We start from the raw sequence: 19,684 nt of genomic DNA on the forward strand, positions 1-19,684 counted from the left end.
CCACTCGGCCAAACCCGAACCAGCCACCTCACCCAACTCGACCTCGCCAGCTGAAAGCGACACGTCATGGTTTGGCCATTCCCCAACGGAGTCCTAAAGGGACCGGGATTCCTCGCTAGGCCACGTTGACGGTCTCTCTTACGCGGCGGACCAGGTGACCTTCGGAGGTCGGACGGCGGCGCAGAGCGGGTGGCCTTTGGCGTCGGTGAGCCCCAGTCTCGCGATCAGCGTGCCGCCGGAGATCGCGGCATGCGCGGTGGAGATCTCAACACTGTCAAGCCACAGCTTGGCCCGCCGGAACATCGTGAACGTGCCGGTGCCGTCGACCTCGCCCCACGACAGGTAGATGAAGCGCTGTCCCGGGCCGCCTTGAATGTAGGGCCCGCGCACGTCGAGGCCGCCTTTGGTAACGGTCGCGGCAGTGCAATCCAGGTTCCACCTCACTGCCGCAGCGTCGCCCGGCTGCAGGTCGAGCCACTGTGTTGGTCGCTCGCGGCGCTGCACGCCGATGTGGATGTTGCGGTAGCCGGGGAAATCGTCGCTGCCGCCGCAATCGCGTCCGGGAAGGTCGTGGCCCTCGATACGGATCCGCACCAGTCCAGCGTAGGCCGCTCCCCCGACGACGTTGTGTGCCCGTGCGGCGGAGCCTGCCGATAAGACGGGCGCCGATCAATGCTGGTATGAACTGAAATCAGGTGAGTTGCTCGTCGTCCCGGATGCGGGCGTGTAGGTGCATGTCGTGTCGACCGTCGGAGTGCACGGCGGCGCTCCGCTTGGTGCCCTCCAGAAGGAAGCCGGATTTGGCGGCGACCCGGCAGGACGCTTTGTTGCGGATCGAGTGATCCAACTCCAAGCGGTGGAAGCCCGCCTCGCCAAGGGCCCAGATGCTAACGGCCCTGAGCGCGCGGGAGGCCACGCCTGCGCCGCGGGCGGCCGGGAGTACCCAGTATGCGCACCCAGCGACACCGTCATCGAGATCTATTCCGCGCATGGCAATGCGCCCCAGCACCTCACCGCCGCTGCGAGTCACCGCCCAATGCGCACCCTTCTCCTGTGCCCAGTCCTGGCGATACTGGTCGAACCATTCACCGACCTGATCCTCGGATACGGGTTGGCGGGTATGCCAATGCTGGATCTCGGGGTCGCGATAGGCGGCGAAGAAGACTGGGGCGTCGGTCGCCTCCCAGGGCCGCAGCAGCAGGCCTCCGGTGGTGGAGAGCACGGGTTGCGGGTCGTCGGCGAGTGTGCCGGCGGGGATGGCGGGCGGCGTCGAGAGGACTGACGTCATTGCCCATCCTCTTCCGGTGGCCGTCACGCGTGTCAAGCTCTCGAGCTGCGTGTCGTTGGCGCGGCGGCAAGTCGGCTCCAACAACGTCTGATGGTCGATGCCCTGATCTCGGCAGAGTCGGGCGGCGGCAGCCTGCGGGTGCGCGTCGGCGGCTGGGGCATTGCCCTCAGCGCACGAATCGCTGATCATCTGTTTCCGTTGCGGCGGTGACGAGCCAGAATGCTCCCTTCACCTGGACGCCGTCGGGATGCTCGTAGGTGCTCAGCGCGGTGGTGAGCGCGACCCGCGCTCGGGTCGCGGCGTGCCGGTCGCCGTCGTCGAGCAGTGCGCGTGCCGGTCCGGTGCCGAGCACGAGTTGGGTGGCGCTTGCGGCGTCGTGTCCGTAGGTCATGGCGGGGTCGAGGCCGGTGATGGTGATGTCGCGGAAGCCGGCTGTGGTCAGCAGTTCGTCGATGCGTTGGGGGTCGGCCAGGGAGAACATGCCCGGCTCGGACGCCGCCCTCGGGTCGGTGTGCGGGACGCGGCCGACGAGTGCGGTCATGAATACGGTGAACCACTGCTGTGCGTCGACGGCTCGTGCGCAGGTGAACGTCAGGCGCCCGCCGGATCGCAGCGCGTGCGCGATGTTGGTGAAGGCCGCCGCGGGGTCGGTGAAGAAGGTCAGTCCGCCTCGGCTGAGGGCGACATCGAACTCGCCGGGCGGGAACGGGTGCACCTGCACGTCGCCCTGCTCGAACCGGACGTTGGTCAACCCTTCGCTGGCGGCGTGCGCCCGCGCTGTTTGCAGCATCGGGCCGGAGAGGTCGACGCCGAGCGCGTATCCGTCCTGGGCGCGGCGGGCGGCCAGGCGGGTGATCTGGCCGTTGCCGCAGCCGAGGTCGAGCACCCGGTCGTCCGGCTTGATCCGGGCCGCCGCCAGGAGTGGTTCGTTGAGCTCTGCGCTGACTGCGTCCCACTGGGCGGCGTGGTCGGCCCAGTGCCTGCCTTCCGGTCCGTTCCACGCCTGCGCCTGCTCAACGTTGACGATCGGCTGCATTTGCCACCTCCGAATTTGCCGCCCGAGCGGGCCGCCGCCGGCCCGGCTTGAAGACTCTGAGGACCACGTTGGTCCCGAGGACCAGCAGTGCCGCCGCTGGTGCCGCTACCGCCACGACCCGGTCGCCGCGGGGCACGCCCGCCGTCGATGACCCGACCGCGGCTGCGGCGGCGTGCCCGAGCCGGGGTACGAGCAGGGCCAGGGCGGCTGCGGCGAGTACCGCCGCGAGTGTGAGCTTGACGGTGACCCAGCCGTGCCGCAGTGGCCGCCAGGGCCCGGCGGCCGCCAGCGCGAGGCCGGTCAGCACGCTGCCGACGGCCAACGGCGCGACCAGCCACCGGCCGAGGAGGTACGCCGCCGGGTACACCGTGCGTGGGTCGGTGTCGCGCAGGCCGGACACCGCCAGCGCCAGGAGTGCCGCGTCGGCGCCCAGTGCACCCACCGTGACGGTGATGTGGGCGGCCAGCAGCAGACGACGAGATCGTGGGGGCAGGTACATCGGGCGTCTCCCTACCGCTGACCCGGCCGGAGCTGCCGGCCACAGCCGAACACTCGTACGATGTCGAACACCATGTTCGAGTATGGTCACGGGCAGCGAGCCGGTTCAACGACCAGAACAGGGCCACGATCCGTTACCGGACATCCGCCGACAACTGTTCGGGAAGCGAGGATGCGAGATGCCGGGACAGGACCGCCGGATCCGGCGCAGCCAGCGCCTTCTTCGCGAGGCGCTCGTCGCCCTGATCCCTGAGAAGGGCTACGACCGGATCACTGTTCAGGACATCCTCGACCGCGCCGACGTGGGACGCTCCACCTTCTACACCCACTACCGCGACAAGGACGACCTGCTGCTGGCCGGCTTCGACGACCTGCGCACCGATCTGCAGCGCGACCTCGACGCCCTCAGCCCGGGTGTGCCACCCCATCCGACCAGCCCGACCGGCGTGATCTTCGCCCACGCGTACCGCCACCGGGACCTCTACCGCGCGCTGTGCGGCCGACGCGGCGGCAGCGTCGTGCAGCGCCACCTACACCGGCTCGTCAGCGACCTGCTCCGCGACCACCTCCGCCCGCACATCGAGGCCGCCCGCAGCGATCTACCGGTCGACGTCGCCGCCGCGTTCTACACCTCCGCAGCCCTCGGCCTGCTCACCTGGTGGGTCGACCAGGACTTCCGGCCCGGACCCGCCGCCCTCGCCAGCATCTATCAGCGGCTCGCCGCGCCGGGCCTGCTCGCCGCCCTCGCCCCACCGGCACCCGAGCCACCACCCTCGACCGGGAAGCGAAGAGGGGCATCCGGCGAGCGCTCGGCGCCGGATTGACCGTGCCCAGCTGGCATACGCGCTTGCGCCCCGTAGCCGGCGAGCGGTTCCGGGTTTCCGTGGCGGGCATCCGGTCGGCTGATCGATGCGGGCTGCGTCGTGACGCGGTACGCGTTCATGCCATGTTGGGGCTGACCAGTCCGGTCTGGTAGGCGATGACGACCAGTTGCGCGCGGTCGCGCGCACCCAGCTTCGCCATCGCGTGGCTGACATGGGTGCGGGCGGTGGCCGGGCTGAGGAACAACTCGGCGCCGATCTCGTTGTTGCTCAGGCCCTGTCCCACCAGGGCCAGCACTTCGCGCTCGCGCTGGGTCAGCACCGCGAGCCGGTCCTCCGCGACCTGGGCAGCGCTTCGTTGCGCGGTGAACTGGCCGATGAGGCGTCGGGTGATCCGGGGTGCGAGGAGCGCGTCTCCGGCAGCGACCACCCGGATGGCGTGCAGGAGCTCGGCCGGTCCGGCGTCTTTGAGCAGGAAGCCGCTGGCGCCGGCTTCCAATGCCTCGAAGACGTACTCGTCGGTGTCGTAGGTGGTGAGGATGAGGACTCGGACCTGCTCCAACCCGTGCGTCGCGGTGATCTGGGTGGTGGCTTGAATCCCGTCCAGCTTTGGCATGCGGATGTCCATGAGGACGACGTCGGGGCGGGTGGCGCGGGCCCGCTCGACGGCTTCGGCGCCGTTGGTGGCTTCTCCCACCACCATGATGTCGTCCTCGACGTCGAGCAGGACCTTGAATCCGGACCGGACGAGACCCTCGTCGTCGGCGAGCAGCACCTTGATCGGAGCGTTGGTTGACGGTGACGTGGCCGGTGCGTTCATAGGCGTGACCCGGTCGGCGCGAGGGGCAGCCGGGCCATGACTTCGAACCCTCCGCCCGGAGTCGGCTTTGCCTCGAGTTCTCCGCCCAGCAGTTGGCAGCGTTCGCGCATGCCGAGGATGCCGCGGCCGGGCTTGGCCGAGCTGCCGGTGCCGGTCGGCTGCTGGGCCGGTAGGTGCGGGCCCGCGGGGTCGCCGGTTGGGCGGGCGTGGCGCCCCTCATCGGTCACGCGGATCTCCAAGGCGTCGATCCCTGGGTGCAGCGCTACCGTCACCCGGGTCGGGCCGACGTGACGGATCACGTTGGTGATCGATTCCTGCAGGATTCGGTAGGCGGCGCTGCCCACCGCGCTCGGCAACGGCGCCGCGGGCGAGGTCTGCTCGAGTTTGATGTCGAGTCCGGCATCGCGTGCCTTGGCGGTGAGTTCGTCGATCTGCTCAAGCCCTGGGTACGGCACGCGCCCGTCGGTGTCGTCACGGAGCACCCCGAGGATGGCTCGCATCTCCCGCAGCGCCCGAGAACTGGTCTGTTCGATGGCTTGCAGCGCCTCGCGTGCCACTTCCGGCCTCTTGTCGAGCACGTGCGCGGTGACACCGGACTGGACGTTGATGACCGCTATGGCGTGCGCGACGGTGTCGTGGACCTCGCGCGCGATCCGCAGCCGTTCGGCGTCGACCCGCGCCCGTGCTTCCTCCTCGCGCGTCCGTTCCGCCAGCTCGGCGCGCGCCTGAGCTTCGGCGGCGATGACCCGTCGAGACCGGACGGACTCGCCGAGGGCTGCGCTCATGACCGATGCACCGATCCGGAAGAACACCCAGCCGATGGCGGCGCGGGGCTCGATGTCGGCCGCGGCGACCAGCCACCAGACGGCGAGCACCGTGGTACCCACGCCAGCCACCACCAGCGATCGGCGCCCGTCGCCGTAGGCGGTGAGGGTGTACAGGGCGACGAAGAGCCCGAGCCAGCCGGGCCCGTCCGGGAAGTCGAGACCGTAGTACACCAAGCTGGCGAGCGCGGTGGTGACAAACACCGGCACCGGCCACCGGCGGCGGACGGCCAGGGCCAGGCCACTCACCATCAGCAGCGCGTATCCGAGGTTTCCGAAGTCGGCGAGCGGGCGCGGTGCCCCCTCGATGGCAACCTTGGCGACCGTGCCCTGCACCTGCATCACGGTGACGAAGAGCGCGAGCGCCACGTCTTGCGCCACCATACGCAAGGGGAACGACACGGCACGTGGTTGCATGCGGTGATCCTACTGTTCCCGCCCACGGACGACGCTCGGCACAGATGCGCGACCTGCTACGCGCACGGGCGTAGTGCGCTACCAGGTCGTCTACGCCCAATTGCGTAGACGCTGCCATCCGTTGTCAGAGGCCACGGCGGCCTCACCGGCGCGACGATCACCGCCATGAGCGATCACCCTCACCCACTTCGAGGAGCGTGCCATGCGTAGATTCTTCGCCGGCGTGGCGGCCCTGCAGATGCTGGCCGTCGTCGCACAGTTCTTCCTGGCTGCCAGCGGTGCTTTCGACACGGCACCCAACGACGAGTCCTTCCAGCCGCACCGCGCGCTGGGCGGCGGAATTGTTCTGATCGCGGTCCTGGTGACCGTCGTCGCCGCGACAGCCCGAATGCCCGGGCGGGTCATCGGGATGAGTGGCCTGGTCGCCGGGCTCGCGGTTGTCCAGTTCGTGATCAAGGGGATCGCCACGGCGCTCGACGGCACCGCCGGCGGGCTCGTCTTCGGCCTGCACGCGGTCAACGGTCTCGCCATCGTGGCAGTGACCGGGATGATCATCCGCCAGGCCAGGCAGCTGTCCAGGCCGGACACCCAGCTGCCCAGGCCGGCCACGCCTGCGCGACAGGCGCCATGACCACGGGGCTGTGGATCATCCTGGACCACGTCGTCGCGCTGCTGAGCATCGCCGCGTGGTTCGCCGCCGGCGTCACACTGGCGCTCCGGCGCACCCGGCTGGCGCTCACCGGCCTCGTCGCGGCGGTGCTCGTGACGCTGGTCCGGGTGGGCACCGTGGCGATGTTGGCCGGCCGGGGCTGGTGGTTCGTACAGGAGAAGGTGCTCCTGGGGCTGCCGCTGCTGGGGGCCGCCGGGGCCGTCGCCGTGCTGGTCGCCGGCCCGCAACTGCTCGCGGTAAGACGGGGGCGAGCAGCTGGAGGGTCGGCCCGTGGTGTGATCTCGGTGTTCACCGCGGGCTACGCGGCGCTGGCCGGTCTGGTGGTGACCTTCCTGGTCGGATACCCGCTCACTGTGAGCGCGGCCTTGATCACGATCTCGCTCGTGGGCGCCGGCGCGTTGCTGACCGCGCGAGTGGTCACGGCTCCGGTCGAGAGCAGCGCCGATGCGGGCGTCGCGCAGGCGCCGGAGGATCGACCCGCGATCTCGCGCCGCCGGTTTCTCGGCTGGACAAGTGGCGCGGTCGTGGTGACCGCGGCCGGTGCCGGCACCGGGCTGTCGTTCCTCCCCACCGAATCGGTGACCAGGGGCGGCGGCCCGGGACGTTCGTCCCGGACGGCCGTGTCGGTGGCCGACCTGCGGGGCTCCGGCTCACCGGCACCGGGTGGCACCGTGCGGCGGCAGGTGCTCACCGCGAAGAAGGCCACCGTACGGCTCCCGTCCGGGCGGGAGATCGACGCGTGGACCTACAACGGGGAGGTCCCGGGCCCGGCGATCACCGCGACCCAGGGTGACCTGATCGAGGTGCGGCTGCACAACGCCGACATCGACGACGGCGTGAGCCTGCACTGGCACGGCTACGACGTACCGTGCGGTGAGGACGGCGCGCCGGGCGTGACGCAGCTGGCCGTGCGACCCGGTGCGGACTTCGTCTACCGGTTTCGCGCCGATCAGGTGGGCACCTACTGGTACCACACCCATTACGCGTCCCACGTCGGCGTACACAAGGGGCTGTTTGGGACTCTCGTCGTGCAGCCGCGCGACGGGCAGCGGGCCGACGAACAGCCCGCGGTGGAGCAGGTGGACCTGACGCTGCCCGTGCACACCTTCGACGGCACCGTCGTGATCGCCGGCGGAGACGGCAAAACCGAACACGCCGCACCACCCGGCGCACCGGTTCGGCTGCGAGTGATCAACACCGACTCGGATCCGCACCGGATCGTCCTCGCCGGAACCCCGTTCCGGGTGGCGGCCGTCGACGGCCGAGACCTCAACCAGCCCGGTGAGGTCAGCGACGTCGGACTGCACCTGCCCGCGGGCGGGCGGTACGACCTGGTGTTCCTCATGCCGGATACGTCCGTGGCGCTCGTTGTCGACGACGATCGTGACGGCGGAGTGCGCCTGCGCCCGCATGGCGATGCGCGCGGCGAAGCGCGTGTCGAGGACACGTCTGACCTGCCGGAGCTCGACCTGCTGCGGTACGGGGCTCCGGCCGCCGTGCCCTTCGACAGCGGCAGCGCCGACCGGCACTTCACCATGGTCCTCGATCGCGGGGTGGCGATGGTCGACGGGAAGCCTGCGTTTGCGCAGACCGTCAACGGTCGAGGCCACCCCTCCATCCCCGACCAGCTCGTCGCCGAAGGCGACATCGTCCGGTTCACCGTCGTCAACCGAAGCCTGGAAACGCACCCGTGGCACCTGCACGGCCATCCCGTGCTGATCCTGTCCAGGAACGGGACGCCGTCGACGGGTAGTCCGCTGTGGGTGGACACCTTCGACGTCCGACCGGGCGAGACGTGGGAGGTCGCGTTCCGCGCTACGAATCCCGGAATCTGGATGAACCATTGCCACAACCTGCCGCACGCGCATCAGGGGATGATGCTGCGGCTCCACTACGACGGTGTCACGACGCCATTCGGCGGCTCGCACGGCGGAAGCCCCGGCCATGGCCACTGATTCAGCCCGCGCCGCTGATCGGCCCGCCCGGTGCACGGACGATCTCAAGTCGGACGTCCTGGCCCTGGTGCACCGGCACCACCGGGCCGTCATCGACGCCGAACTACGTCGGCTGGCCCGTCGAGCACCGTCCCTCTCCCCTGCCGACCTGGACGTCGTCAACACGGCTCTTGAGGAACTCGCCGAGTCGGCGATTCTCGCTCCGCTGCGAAACGCGCCACGGGACACCGCGATTCTGCTGACGCGCATTTTCGGCCAACCAGGCAACGGATCAAGGCGATTGAATGCAACGCTCAACGATTGAGGAGAAGATGATGACAACCGAGGCTCCCCGTACGGATGGGGCCCTGGCGGGACTAGCCCGGTTCTGTTTCCGGCGCCGCGGCCTGGTCCTCGTGACCTGGATCGTCGGCGTGATCGCCGTGGCGTTCGTCGGCTTCAGCTACGGCGCCGCCTCCGACAACGACTATGCCGGTGGAGACTCCGATTCCGCCAGGGCGCAGGTCCTGATCGAGAAGCACTTCCCCGAGCAGCAAGGGGACACGCTGACTCTCGCGATCAAGGCGGAGAAGGGGATCGACGATCCCGCCGCCCGCCAGAAGATCGAGAAGATCATCGCCGATCTGGACGCCTCACCCATTACCGGGCCGGTGATCTCGCCGTATCAGGACGAGAATCTGGTGACGAAGGATCGCCGTATCGCCCGTACGACCATCCCGCTGACCGACAAGGATGTGGCGAAGACTGAGGTCAAGCCCCTGGTGGACAGGGTCAAGGACGCCTCCGGGGACGGCGTGACGCTGGGGCTGGGCGGGGAGAAGGCGGAGAAGGCGGAGACACCCCCGCAGGGCCCGGCCGAGGGTGTGGGCCTCCTGACGGCGGCGGTGGTCTTGTTCATCGCCTTCGGGTCGCTGGTGGCGATGGGCCTGCCGCTCGTGACCGGACTGATGGCGGTCCTCGGCGGCATCGCCCTGATGAAGCTCGTGGGGCATGTGGTCCCCTCGCCGGATTTCACGGTGCTCGTCTGCTCGTTGATCGGGCTCGGTGTCGGCATCGACTACGCACTGTTCATCCTGACCCGCTACAAGGACAGCCTGCAGGACGGCGACGAACCCGAGAGCGCCACGGTCAAGGCCATCACCACCGCAGGTCACGCGGTGCTGTTCGCCGGCACGACCGTCTTGATCGCACTGCTGGGCCTGATCGCCATGGGACAGAAGATGATGACCGGCGTGGCCATCGGCGCGTCGGTGACGGTGCTGGTGACGATGATCGCCGCGGTTACCCTGCTGCCGGCGTTCCTCGGCTTCATCGGCCACCGGATCAACTCGCTACGCCTGCCCCGTCGCACGTCCCGCCGGCGCGAGGCTGGCGGTGCCCCGTCCCGGGAGCGCCGTACCGCCGCCGAACGTTGGGCCGGCGTGGTGCAGCGCAAGCCGCTGGTCGCCGCGCTTCTGGCCGGCGCGAGTCTGCTGGTGCTGGCCGCCCCCGCGCTGTCGATGCGGCTGAGCCTGCCCGACGCCAGTGTCCAGCCCCGCGACCGGAGCAGCTACACCTCGTACGAGATCCTCTCCGAGGGCTTCGGTCCCGGCTACGGCGCACCCCTGATCTTCGCCACCGAGGTCGGCTCCACGGACGCCGATCTGAGTTCCGTCGTCGCAGCGGTCAGGAAGACCGAGGGCGTCGCCTACGCCACTCAGCCGCGGATCAGCCAGGATGGGCAGGCTGCCATCTTCATGGCCTTCCCCAAGACCGGATACCAGGACGAGGCGACCGCGGACCTGGTGCACAAGCTCCGCCACGACGTGCTGTCCAAGGCACCCGGCGGCACAACGGTCTACCTCGGCGGCCCGAACGCCGGCGCGATCGACTTCGCCGCGGACACCAGCTCGCGCCTACCCCTGATGATCACGGTCGTCATCGCGCTGTCCCTGCTGCTGCTGGTCGTGCTGGTCCGGTCGGTCACGATCGCGCTGCAGGCCGCCGTGATGAACCTGCTGTCGATCGGCGCTGCCTACGGCGTGCTGGTCGCGATCGTGCAGTGGGGGTGGCTCGGCTCGGCTCTCGGTTTCCCCACGGCCATGCCGATCACGACCTGGGTACCGATGATGATGTTCCCACTCCTGTTCGGCCTGTCGATGGACTACGAGGTCTTCCTGATCTCGCGGATCCGTGAGGAGTACGAGCGCACCGGCGACACCCGGACGGCCGTCGCCCGCGGGCTGGCGCGAACCGCCAAGGTCATCACGGCCGCAGCCGCCATCATGATCGCCATCTTCACGACCGCCGTGCTCGGCCCCGACGTCTCGGTCAAGCAGATCGGTCTGGGCATGGCGATCGCCGTCCTCGTCGACGCCACCATCATCCGGATGGTCCTCGTCCCCGCGGTGATGGAACTGTGCGGCGAGGCCAACTGGTGGATGCCCGGACGTCGCTCACCGAAGACGGCCACGGCCACACAGGCCGAGGTCGGAGTCTGACCCCTCCCCGCGTCGGAGTGCGGAAACCCTCGGGCGGGCGGCTTACCACACCACCCGTAGGCATCCTAGGAGGATGCCTACGGGTTGGTGCGTCGCGGACACCATGCTCTGTTGGCAGCATCCGAGCGTGCTGCTCCGCTCGTCGGCCAGAGTCACTCCGCGCGGCGTGGCTGAACCTGAACATCGGCGAGAGGGATGATGCGGACGTGGCCGACGACAGCGGTTATCTGCTCGACAATCAGCAGGCGGAAGCGGGGGCACGTTTTGACGCCCTGGCGGCGCTGTTCAACCCTTCCACGTTCCGGCACATCGACGCGCTCGACATCGCGGACGGCTGGCGGTGTTGGGAAGTCGGCGCCGGCGGCCCCAGCGTGCCGTCCTGGCTCGCCGCACGCGTCGGCCCGGCGGGGCACGTGCTCGCCACCGACATAGACGCCTCGTGGATGACCGCTGCCTCCGACGCTGGCTACGAGGTCCGCCGCCACGACGTCGGCGTCGAGCCGCCGCCAGCGGACGGATTCGACCTGGTGCACGCGCGCCTCGTCCTGGTGCACGTGCCACAGCGTGCCGCGGCACTGGCCGCCATGATCTCGGCGCTGCGACCCGGCGGCTGGCTGCTGGTGAGGCCGACCCCATGATGCAGCCGCTGGTCTGCCCGGACGAGTCGGGCCCGGCCCAGCGGCTGGCCAACAAACTCAAGCAGGACTTCCGCACGCTGATGGCTCAGCGTGGCGTGGACCTGTCGTACGGGCGCACGTTGCCTCGGTTGTTGCGCGACGCGGGACTCGTCGGCGTCGAAGCCGACGCCTACTTCCCGATGACCGGCGCTGCCTGCACCCTGCTGGAGCAGGCCACCGTGGCGCAGATCCGCGACCGGCTGGTCGCCGCCGGCCTGGCTACCAACGAAGAAGTCGACCGGCATCTCGACAACGTCGCGGCGGGGCTCCTCGATCTCGCCACCTCGCCCATGATCTCGGCCTGGGGCCGCAAACCTTGAGGCCGGGAGTAGCGGCGAACGCGGCGTCCGATCACCGCCGGACGGCTGGGGTTTCGTCGACCAGGCTTGCATCATGAACAACGCACTTGATGGCAAGGTGGCTCTGGTCACCGGCGGTGGCCGTGGCATTGGCGCCGCAGTGGCGCTACGCCTGGCCGAGGAAGGCGCCGACGTGGCGCTGACGTTCCAGCGGAATCAGCAGCGCGCCGACGAGGTGGTGGACCAGATCAAGGCCGCGGGACGGCGAGCGATCGCCGTGCAGGCCGACAGTGCCGATCCGGCGGCAGTGATCGCCGCGGTGGACCGGGTCGCCGGTGAGCTGGGCCGGTTGGACATCCTCGTCAACAACGCCGGCGCGTTCCTGCTCGGACCGCTGGAGCAACTGAGCCTGGAAGAGTTCGAGCTGACCGTCGCGGTCAACGTCCGGGCACCGTTCGTGGCCTCGCAAGCCGCGGTGCGCCGCATGTCGGCCGGTGGACGGATCATCAACATCGGCAGCAACATGGCCGAGCGGGCGGTCTTCCCGGGCTTCTCGCTGTACGCGATGAGCAAGACCGCGCTGATCGGCCTGACCAAGGCACTCGGACGTGAACTCGGCGGCCGGGCGATCACCGTGAATCTCGTGAACCCAGGGGCCACGAACACCGAACTGAATCCGGCCGACGGCCCGAACGCTGACACGATCAACGGATTCACCGCCCTCGGCCACTACGCGGAACCAGCGGACGTGGCCGCCGCGGTGGCGTTCCTCGCCGGTCCGGAGGGGCGTTACATCACCGGCGCGACGATCAACGTCGACGGCGGCTTCACCATCTGATCATCGGCTCACCGCCGTTTGCCCACCCTTGCGCAGCTGCGGCCCGTCCCTGCCCCGTCCTATCGGGGACGGGCCGCAGCTGCCTTCCAGTCGCGTGAGCCGTGAGCCGGGAGACCTCGGACGGCGTGTTACTCCGGATGGTTGAGGCTGAGCCGGTGTCGCGGTAAGGAGTCAAGGTCAATCAAGTATTTACATCCGTTTGATGATCGACTACGGTGATCGGAACTCGAGTATCCAAAGGGTGGCCACCCCCTTACCCAGCGCGACTGCCGTGTCTGCTGGGCACGAGAGCGCGCTGACGTGACAGTGGGAGATTGCCTTGGGTTCCGACGCCTCACATAACTCATCCGGTCAGCGAGAAGCCTCCTCGCACGACACACCGATCCAGCACACACCACGAGCACGTTTCCTGCAGCACATCCGCCCGGCCTCCATACTGGCGCCCCTGGCAGCGGGCGCCCTGATCCTCGGCACCGCGCAGCTGTGGGGCCCAGCCGCACAGGGACTTGACGACGCGGCCATGTCCGCGGCCCCCGCCTACACCGTCGGCCTGCAGCCGCCGCAGGACCCGGGCCCGTTCCCCGGCAGCGTCACACCCACCTCCGCCACCATCACCATCGCCGGGCAGCGGGACGGAGAGAGCACGTTCAAGGTCGTCAAGTACGACCAGGTGAAACCGAAAACCCCGGGCCAGATGGACTTCGACCACTTCCACACCGGCATCGAAATCCAGTGGTGGCTGAAAAAGTGGGCCCACGAGCGTCCTGACATCGTCGACCTGCACATCGTCGGCGAAAGCTACAGCGGGCAGCCGATCTACCAGTTGACCATCACCGACAAGTCCACCGGCGCCGACACCGACAAGCCAGCGGCCTACTTCGAGGGCAACCGCCACTCCGGCGAGGTCTCGTCCGCCGAGAGTTCACTCTGGCTGGCGAACCACCTCATCACCCAGGCGGGCAAGGACGCGAAGGTCGACAAACTGCTCGACGAGAAGACGGTGTACATCCGACCCGTCAACAACCCCGACGGCCACGACATGTACCTCTACACCGCCCAGACGAACCGGTCGACGGTGCGGCCGGACGACAGCGACGGCGACGGCAAGCGCGACGAGGATCCGGGCGAGGACCTCAATGGTGACGGGTACCTGAGCCAGATGCGCCAGTACGTCGGCGCGGGCAAGGGCACCCACGTCGTCGACGAGCGGGATCCGGCCGGAAACGCCATGCTCAGTGTCGGCGCGGGCAAGGGCGACTACCTGATGTTCTCCGAGGGCGTCGACAACGACGGCGACGGCCGCTACAACGAGGACGGCATCGGCGGCCTCGACCTGCACCGTAACTACCCGTACAACTGGCATGTCATGCCGGCGGACGACGCGACCGGCCGGAACCTGACCCAGGGTGGGGCCGGCGAGTATCCGTTGTCGGAGCCGGAAACCCGGCATGTGTACACCTGGCTGATGTCGCACACGAACATCGCCGCGGTGAACAGCATGGACACCCGGGTGCCCATGCATCTGCGGGGGCCGTCGACCTGCGACCCGGTCGAGTGCATGTATGCGAGCGACCGCAAGCTCTACGAGCACTTCGACAAGGCGGGTGCCTCGTTCACCGGCTACCGGAACACGGGCAGCGTCTACATCGACTACGCCACGCGCAACGGTGGCCAGCCGACGCCTCTGTTCGGGCACGGCCCGGACTTCGGCTACTTCCAGTACGGCGCGGTCTGGTACGGCGACGAGATCTGGAACGGCGGTGACTACATCGACTACGACAAGGACGGCCGGTACGCCGACTGGGAGCGGTCGCGGTGGTGCGCCGAGAACGGCCGCACGAACTGCTTCCTGCCGTGGACCGAGGTGCAACACCCCAAGTTGGGGAAGGTCGAGATCGGCGGGATCAACCCGAAGTTCTGGTCGCAGAACCCGTCGGCTGATCTGATCGGTGAGTGGGCTGCCAACCAGGCCCGGTTCAACCTGTATCTGGTCGATTCACTGCCGCAGGTCGGCCTGACCGAGGTCACCGCCAAGAAGCTCACGGGTACGCAGAGCGACGGCGCGACGCACGAGATCACGGCGACGGTCAACAACATCGGTCGCATTCCGACGGCTCTCGAGCAGGCGAAGGAGATCAAGATCGTCGCTCCGGACACCGTCAAGGTCGAAGGTGCCCGCACCGTCGGCGCCGCACCGCAGTTCTACCTGGACGGCGGCGACAAGCAGAAGGTCCGCCTCCGGGTGATCAAGACCAGCAGCGACACCGTCGCGGTGAAGGCGGTCAGCGTTCGCGGCGGTCTCGATACCACATCCGTACGCCTGAACTGATCCGCTTGGGCGGTCCCCACCCCCGTTCAACGGGGTGGGGACCGCCGGCATGCGGACCCGGGTCGGCCGGAAGAGGCGGCCCAGAAGCACAAGATCGGCGATGCGCCCCGAGAGGATCCCCAGCTCAGCTGACCGCGGCTGCGCCGCCGTCACCGAGCAGGCGCCGTGCTTCGACGATGACCTTTGCGTCGACATCCTCGGCCACGGTGCTCGTGTACGACCGCCCTTCGTAGACGGCGTCAACCTGGCCTAGCGAGGAATCCCGGTCCCTTCAAATGATCTGCCCGCATCGGGTGAGCATGGCGTCGTTGAGTACGTCCCGCCGGGACTTGGTGACGAAGACAAGATGGACGTGCAGGTTGTAGACGACGCCGCGGCCTCGTCGGACGTCGGGGTCTGGGGTCCAACGGGGTGACATGGATTCGACCGTATACTGTGGACGTGAAGCTGGTCGTGCAGGTGCGGCTGTTCCCCGCCGCTGGCCAGGAGGCGGCGTTGCGGGACACGCTGAGCTTGTGCAACGAGGCCGCGAACCTGGTGTCCGGTGAGGCGTATCGGGCGCGGGTGTTCGGCAAGCAGGCGTTGCAGCGGCTCACCTACGGTCGGTTGAAGGGCATGGGGTTGTCGGCTCAGCCGGCGATCCACGTCGCCCGCAAGGTCGCTGGCGCGTACGCCACCCTGAAGGCCAACATCCGTGCCGGTAACCTCGGCGAGCCCGGGTCGAAGCGTCGCGGCAAGGCTGAGGCGAAGCCGGTCGTGTTTCGTCGGGATGCCGCGCAGCCGTTCGACGACCGCTGCCTGTCCTGGCAGATGCGGACTCGCACGGTTTCCATCTGGACCATCGCGGGGCGGCAGGCCGGCATCCGCTTCGCTTGCTCCGAGCAGCAGTACGCCACCCTGGTGGCGCACCGGCGGGGTGAGTCGGACCTGGTGTGCCGTGACGGCAAGTGGTTCCTGTACGCCACCTGCGACATTCCTGATGTTGAGGTGAAGGAGCCTGACGGGTTCCTCGGCGTTGACCTGGGCATCGCGAACATTGCCACCACCAACGACGGGGCCCGGCACAGTGGCAAGGGTTTGAACCGGGTCAGGCACCGCCATCAGCGGCTGCGGGCCAAGCTCCAGCGCATCGGCACCAAATCGGCCAAGCGGCTGTTGAAGGCCCGCCGCCGTAAGGAAGCCCGGTTCGCGGCCGACACCAACCATCGCATCGCCAAGCAGATCGTGACCGAGGCCGAACGCACCGGCCGCGGTATCGCCCTGGAGAACCTCACGGGCATCCGCGACCGGGTACGGCTCCGACGGCCCCAGCGGGTCACCCTGCACTCGTGGGCGTTCCACCAACTCGGCCAGTTCATCGCCTACAAGGCGACACGGGCCGGGCTGGCGCTCGTCCATGTGGATCCGGCGTACACCTCGCAGGGCTGCTCCACCTGCGGGCACATCGCCAAAGCCAACCGACCCAACCAGTCCACCTTCCGATGCACGTCGTGCGGCTTCGCTGAGCACGCCGACGTCAACGCAGCCCGCAACATCGCCACCCGCGGTGCCGCGGACTGGGCAGCCGTCAGCCTGCCAAACGCGGCGTGACCGATGCAGCCAGCACCGAGCACGATCTGCAAGCTCGGCCCTTCAGGGCCGAGAAGCTGACGGTAGTCGTACGTGTTTTCGAGATCGATGAGCACCCTTGCCAGGGGAGTTCCGTCGTAGGTGATGAACCCGGATGCCCAGGACGTGAGGTCGCGAGGTGTGATGCTCTTGGCGAGCAGCCGTCCGGCCATGACCCGGAGGCCTTCCTCTTCCCCTTCTCGGCTTCCTGGCCGGTAGTAGGCCAGGGAAAGCTCCGCCAGCGCGTCTCGCAGCCAGGGGCGCAGCTCGTCACTCTCGCTGCCCTTGACAGGCGAGACGCCGGCCAGGATTCGGAGGGTCGGAGTATCTGCGCCTGCCATCAGGCAGGCGCAGGCGGCATCGATCACGTCAGTTGCGGGGACGGAACCCACGCTCCACAGGATGGAGGCTTCCTGGAGGCCGGTAAGAGCCGCTCCACTGGTCATCGACACATGATCTACCTCCAGGGTGGCGATGTCCCGGAGTTTTCTGGGCAGGGCGGGCCGCTCCGTCGGCGCGGGCAGATGGTGGGCGGGATCCCCGGAACTTGCCTCACACCTTCGTCGCTATCCCTTGGTGACGGGTCCGAGGTCGTCAGGACTTATCGTCTTCGCCACCTCGCTCAGGTCATTGTCCAGCTGGTGATCGCGCCCGGGCAGCCGGTGCAGCTGTGCCTGTGGGATGAGACGGGCGTACAGGTCAGCATGCGACGGTGAGGCAGTATCGTCCTGAAGTCCGTGGAACACATGCACCGACACGCCTTGCGGCAGCCTCGCACCGAGGTCGTGCGGCAGCTCGAACTCGTCGCCGGGCCAGCCGCCCGCACCGACGAACGGAGCGGCAATCAGCACGATCGCCCTGAGTTTCTCCGGCTCCGGTGGCCGCTCGGCGAGCGCGTTGATGAGGATCGTCCCGCCCACCGAATGGCCGACGACGACCGCGCCGTCGTCCAAGGCCGTCATCTCACGCCGGATGGCCGCGCTCCACTTGACGTAGCTCGGGTCGTGCTCGTCGGGCATGCGCGGGTAGCGGACCTCGTACCCGTCCCCGAGCTCCCGCCTCAAGCTGTCGAACAGCTTGTCGTCCCACTCGTCGTGCGCGCCCGCGCCGCCGCCCTGGATGAACAAGATCTGCCGGATCCCTGCCATGACGATCCTCCTGCGCGCTCGTGACGATCCGGTTCTGGTACCGCCGCCGGCATCGGGAGGTCTGGCGTGGCGGGGGTCCGGTGCGAGCTGGGGTCCCTCATGCCGCAAGCGTAGGTGTATGGGCGGCCTAGGACGACGCGTCCCAACCGCACCTACATGCCTTCGAAGCAAGGTTCGAGTCCGGCACCAGGGGAGCATTAGGATTTGGTGGCTCAGCAGCGCCTGTTGCCTCCTTGCCGGGCGTCCGGCACACCTGCTCGTGATGGAGTAGCAGCTGAGCCGGCGTGACGTGCAGCTCGCCCGCAAAGTCCCGTTCAGCGTGTTCGTGACCTGTCCAGCCCCAGCATGTGTGGCTTGGTCCTCAGTTGGTTGTGAAGCTCGGGAAAAGCCCAAGGGTGCCCGTTCCGTCCGGGGACTACAGGTGACGGGAAGGTTGGACGGGCGAACGATCTTTAAACCTTGTTGATGCCCCGTTATGCCGACATCGCGACGGGAAGAAAAACCGGGGTGACAGGGACCGGCCGTTGTGAGGCGGCGGCCTGCGGGTCCCGCTCGGGCCGTGGTGAACACCGCTGTCCCCGGGGTAAAGGGGCCTATGGCTCGGACGCCACCGAGCAGTGATGCGTTCGACCGGATCCTGGACGTGGACGCGCTGCGGGGATTCGCGTTGTTCGGCATCCTGCTGGTCAACATCTGGTACTTCGCCTCGGGGTACGCGTTCCACCGCATCCCTGACCCGGCGTACCCCTCCTGGCTTGACCATCGGATCCACGACAGTGTGGCGCTGCTGTTCGAGATGAAGTTCTACCTGCTCTTCTCATTCCTGTTCGGTTACAGCTTCACGCTCCAACTCGACGCGGCGCGGCGCCGGGACACCGCCTTCCGGCCGCAATTCCTGCGCCGGCTGGCCGGCCTGTTCGTGCTTGGCGGACTGCACGCTGTGCTGCTCTTCCACGGCGACATCCTCACCACCTACGCCGTACTCGGGCTGGTTTTACTCGCCGTGCACCGAATCCGACCGCGCACGGCGGTGATCCTGACCGGCCTGCTCGTGGGAGTCGTCGTACTCTCCTTCGGCTCGATGGCCCTGGCGGAGGCGCCGCCGGTCGAGCAGTCGGCCGCCCTCAAGGCCGGGGAAAGCGTCACAGCGGCGCTGGCTGGCGGGCCGGCCTCCGTCATCACCCAGAACGTCCGTTCGATACCGCACATGATCGTCGGGACGGCGAGGCTGCAGGGACCGGTCGCCCTGGCCATGTTCCTTCTGGGGCTCGCCGCCGGCCGTCGCCGGATGCTGGCCGACGTGTCGCCACACACTCGCGCTCTGCGCCTGATCCAGCGCGTTGGATACCCGGTTGGTCTCGCCGGCGCGTTTGCCGTCGTAGCCCTGGGCGGCCGCACCACGGTCGAGGGCCTTGCCTTGGCCACCCTCACCGGGACGGCGCTGGCGGCGGCGTACGCCGCCACGATGCTGCGGCTGTTCCAGACACCGACGGGGCGTCACATTTCGGCCGCGCTCGCACCGGCCGGCCGGATGGCGTTGACCAACTACCTGAGCCAGTCCCTGATCTGTGCTCTGATCTTCACCGGGCTCGGTCTCGGGCTGATCGGCCAGGTACCGCCGGCCGGCGTACTGGCCATCGCATTTGGCATCTTCGCCGCACAGCTTGTGCTGAGCGCTCGCTGGATGAGGACCCACCGGTACGGCCCGGTCGAGTGGATCCTCCGGGCGGTGACCAACGCCGAGCGGCCGGCGTGGCGCCGATAAGTCCGACGCGGAAGCCACCGTAGTCGAGCCGGACCCGGTAACCAGTCGTCGTCGCCGCCGTGCTGGAGACGGCGACTCTCCCCGCCCTGGCAGGCTTTTGTCCGTTATTGTGAGCAAGTGTCCCGTCGACAGTTGTTGGCTGCCGTCCCGGTCCTGGTTCTGTCGGCCGGGCTGCTGGCCTGCACCGACCGGGCGCCTACTCGGGAGGCGG

At 68.5% G+C, this 19,684-nt stretch carries 18 protein-coding genes and 1 pseudogene; 11 read left to right on the forward strand and 8 right to left on the reverse strand.

The features are described from left to right. Positions 1-138: 138 nt before the first annotated feature. From ACGF4F_RS37025 to ACGF4F_RS37040, 4 genes are all read right to left on the reverse strand, one after another. A complete protein-coding gene (locus tag ACGF4F_RS37025; RefSeq protein ID WP_357447918.1) occupies positions 139-594 on the reverse strand; it encodes a DUF5990 family protein in 456 nt (151 codons plus the stop codon). Between the two features lie 97 nt (positions 595-691). Next, positions 692-1,288 carry a GNAT family N-acetyltransferase gene (locus ACGF4F_RS37030; RefSeq protein WP_393085122.1) on the reverse strand — a complete coding sequence of 199 codons (597 nt, stop codon included), beginning with the start codon at positions 1,286-1,288 and terminating at the stop codon, positions 692-694. A 166-nt stretch (positions 1,289-1,454) separates the two neighbouring features. Further along, complete coding sequence (locus tag ACGF4F_RS37035; RefSeq protein WP_393085125.1) at positions 1,455-2,324, reverse strand: class I SAM-dependent methyltransferase; 870 nt, start codon at positions 2,322-2,324, stop codon at positions 1,455-1,457. Continuing rightward, positions 2,302-2,823, reverse strand: a complete 522-nt coding sequence (locus ACGF4F_RS37040; protein ID WP_393085128.1) for a hypothetical protein — start codon at positions 2,821-2,823, stop codon at positions 2,302-2,304. Before ACGF4F_RS37040 ends, ACGF4F_RS37035 begins: the two co-directional genes overlap by 23 nt. Positions 2,824-3,001: 178 nt before the next feature. Between ACGF4F_RS37040 and ACGF4F_RS37045 the strand changes: the two genes are divergently transcribed. Next, positions 3,002-3,646: a TetR/AcrR family transcriptional regulator gene (locus ACGF4F_RS37045; protein WP_393085131.1), complete on the forward strand. Its 645-nt coding sequence runs from the start codon at positions 3,002-3,004 to the stop codon at positions 3,644-3,646. Positions 3,647-3,761: 115 nt separating this feature from the next. Here ACGF4F_RS37045 and ACGF4F_RS37050 read toward each other — a convergent pair whose 3' ends face one another. Further along, entirely contained in the window at positions 3,762-4,463 is a 702-nt protein-coding gene (locus tag ACGF4F_RS37050; RefSeq protein WP_357447549.1) for a response regulator transcription factor, read from the reverse strand. Then, positions 4,460-5,704: a sensor histidine kinase gene (locus tag ACGF4F_RS37055; protein ID WP_393085134.1), complete on the reverse strand. Its 1,245-nt coding sequence runs from the start codon at positions 5,702-5,704 to the stop codon at positions 4,460-4,462. The genes ACGF4F_RS37050 and ACGF4F_RS37055 overlap by 4 nt, the downstream gene beginning before the upstream one ends. Before the next feature lie 202 nt (positions 5,705-5,906). On the opposite strand from ACGF4F_RS37055, the gene ACGF4F_RS37060 reads away from it, so the two are divergent. The 8 genes from ACGF4F_RS37060 to ACGF4F_RS37095 all read left to right on the forward strand — a co-directional run bounded on the left by ACGF4F_RS37060 (position 5,907) and on the right by ACGF4F_RS37095 (position 14,952). Further along, the gene (locus tag ACGF4F_RS37060) at positions 5,907-6,335 is read left to right on the forward strand and encodes a DUF6220 domain-containing protein (RefSeq protein WP_357447556.1); all 429 of its coding nucleotides are present in this window, start codon (positions 5,907-5,909) and stop codon (positions 6,333-6,335) included. Then, complete coding sequence (locus ACGF4F_RS37065) at positions 6,332-8,329, forward strand: multicopper oxidase family protein (protein WP_393085138.1); 1,998 nt, start codon at positions 6,332-6,334, stop codon at positions 8,327-8,329. Before ACGF4F_RS37060 ends, ACGF4F_RS37065 begins: the two co-directional genes overlap by 4 nt. A gap of 67 nt (positions 8,330-8,396) precedes the next feature. After that, complete coding sequence (locus ACGF4F_RS37070) at positions 8,397-8,633, forward strand: hypothetical protein (protein ID WP_393085141.1); 237 nt, start codon at positions 8,397-8,399, stop codon at positions 8,631-8,633. 91 nt (positions 8,634-8,724) lie between these two features. Next, positions 8,725-10,809 carry an MMPL family transporter gene (locus ACGF4F_RS37075; RefSeq protein WP_393085143.1) on the forward strand — a complete coding sequence of 695 codons (2,085 nt, stop codon included), beginning with the start codon at positions 8,725-8,727 and terminating at the stop codon, positions 10,807-10,809. Between the two features lie 206 nt (positions 10,810-11,015). Next, a complete protein-coding gene (locus ACGF4F_RS37080; protein ID WP_393085146.1) occupies positions 11,016-11,447 on the forward strand; it encodes a class I SAM-dependent methyltransferase in 432 nt (143 codons plus the stop codon). Next, positions 11,444-11,806 carry a hypothetical protein gene (locus ACGF4F_RS37085; RefSeq protein WP_393085149.1) on the forward strand — a complete coding sequence of 121 codons (363 nt, stop codon included), beginning with the start codon at positions 11,444-11,446 and terminating at the stop codon, positions 11,804-11,806. Before ACGF4F_RS37080 ends, ACGF4F_RS37085 begins: the two co-directional genes overlap by 4 nt. Positions 11,807-11,879: 73 nt before the next feature. Beyond that, positions 11,880-12,623 (forward strand): SDR family NAD(P)-dependent oxidoreductase, encoded by a 744-nt coding sequence (locus ACGF4F_RS37090; protein WP_393085152.1) that lies wholly within the window; start codon positions 11,880-11,882, stop codon positions 12,621-12,623. Between the two features lie 319 nt (positions 12,624-12,942). Further along, complete coding sequence (locus ACGF4F_RS37095; RefSeq protein ID WP_393085155.1) at positions 12,943-14,952, forward strand: M14 family metallopeptidase; 2,010 nt, start codon at positions 12,943-12,945, stop codon at positions 14,950-14,952. A gap of 274 nt (positions 14,953-15,226) precedes the next feature. Here ACGF4F_RS37095 and ACGF4F_RS37100 read toward each other — a convergent pair. Beyond that, a pseudogene (locus ACGF4F_RS37100) lies at positions 15,227-15,370 on the reverse strand (transposase); the annotation flags it as partial. Here ACGF4F_RS37100 and ACGF4F_RS37105 point away from each other — a divergent pair. Next, the gene (locus ACGF4F_RS37105; RefSeq protein ID WP_393085158.1) at positions 15,364-16,542 is read left to right on the forward strand and encodes an RNA-guided endonuclease InsQ/TnpB family protein; all 1,179 of its coding nucleotides are present in this window, start codon (positions 15,364-15,366) and stop codon (positions 16,540-16,542) included. The pseudogene ACGF4F_RS37100 and the gene ACGF4F_RS37105 overlap by 7 nt on opposite strands. A gap of 584 nt (positions 16,543-17,126) precedes the next feature. Here ACGF4F_RS37105 and ACGF4F_RS37110 read toward each other — a convergent pair. After that, complete coding sequence (locus ACGF4F_RS37110; RefSeq protein WP_393085161.1) at positions 17,127-17,708, reverse strand: alpha/beta fold hydrolase; 582 nt, start codon at positions 17,706-17,708, stop codon at positions 17,127-17,129. A 595-nt stretch (positions 17,709-18,303) separates the two neighbouring features. Between ACGF4F_RS37110 and ACGF4F_RS37115 the strand changes: the two genes are divergently transcribed. Beyond that, the gene (locus ACGF4F_RS37115; RefSeq protein WP_393085164.1) at positions 18,304-19,473 is read left to right on the forward strand and encodes a DUF418 domain-containing protein; all 1,170 of its coding nucleotides are present in this window, start codon (positions 18,304-18,306) and stop codon (positions 19,471-19,473) included. Positions 19,474-19,684 lie beyond the last annotated feature (211 nt).

The sequence above is a fragment of the Micromonospora sp. NPDC047740 genome (assembly GCF_043204735.1).
Taxonomy (GTDB): domain Bacteria; phylum Actinomycetota; class Actinomycetes; order Mycobacteriales; family Micromonosporaceae; genus Micromonospora.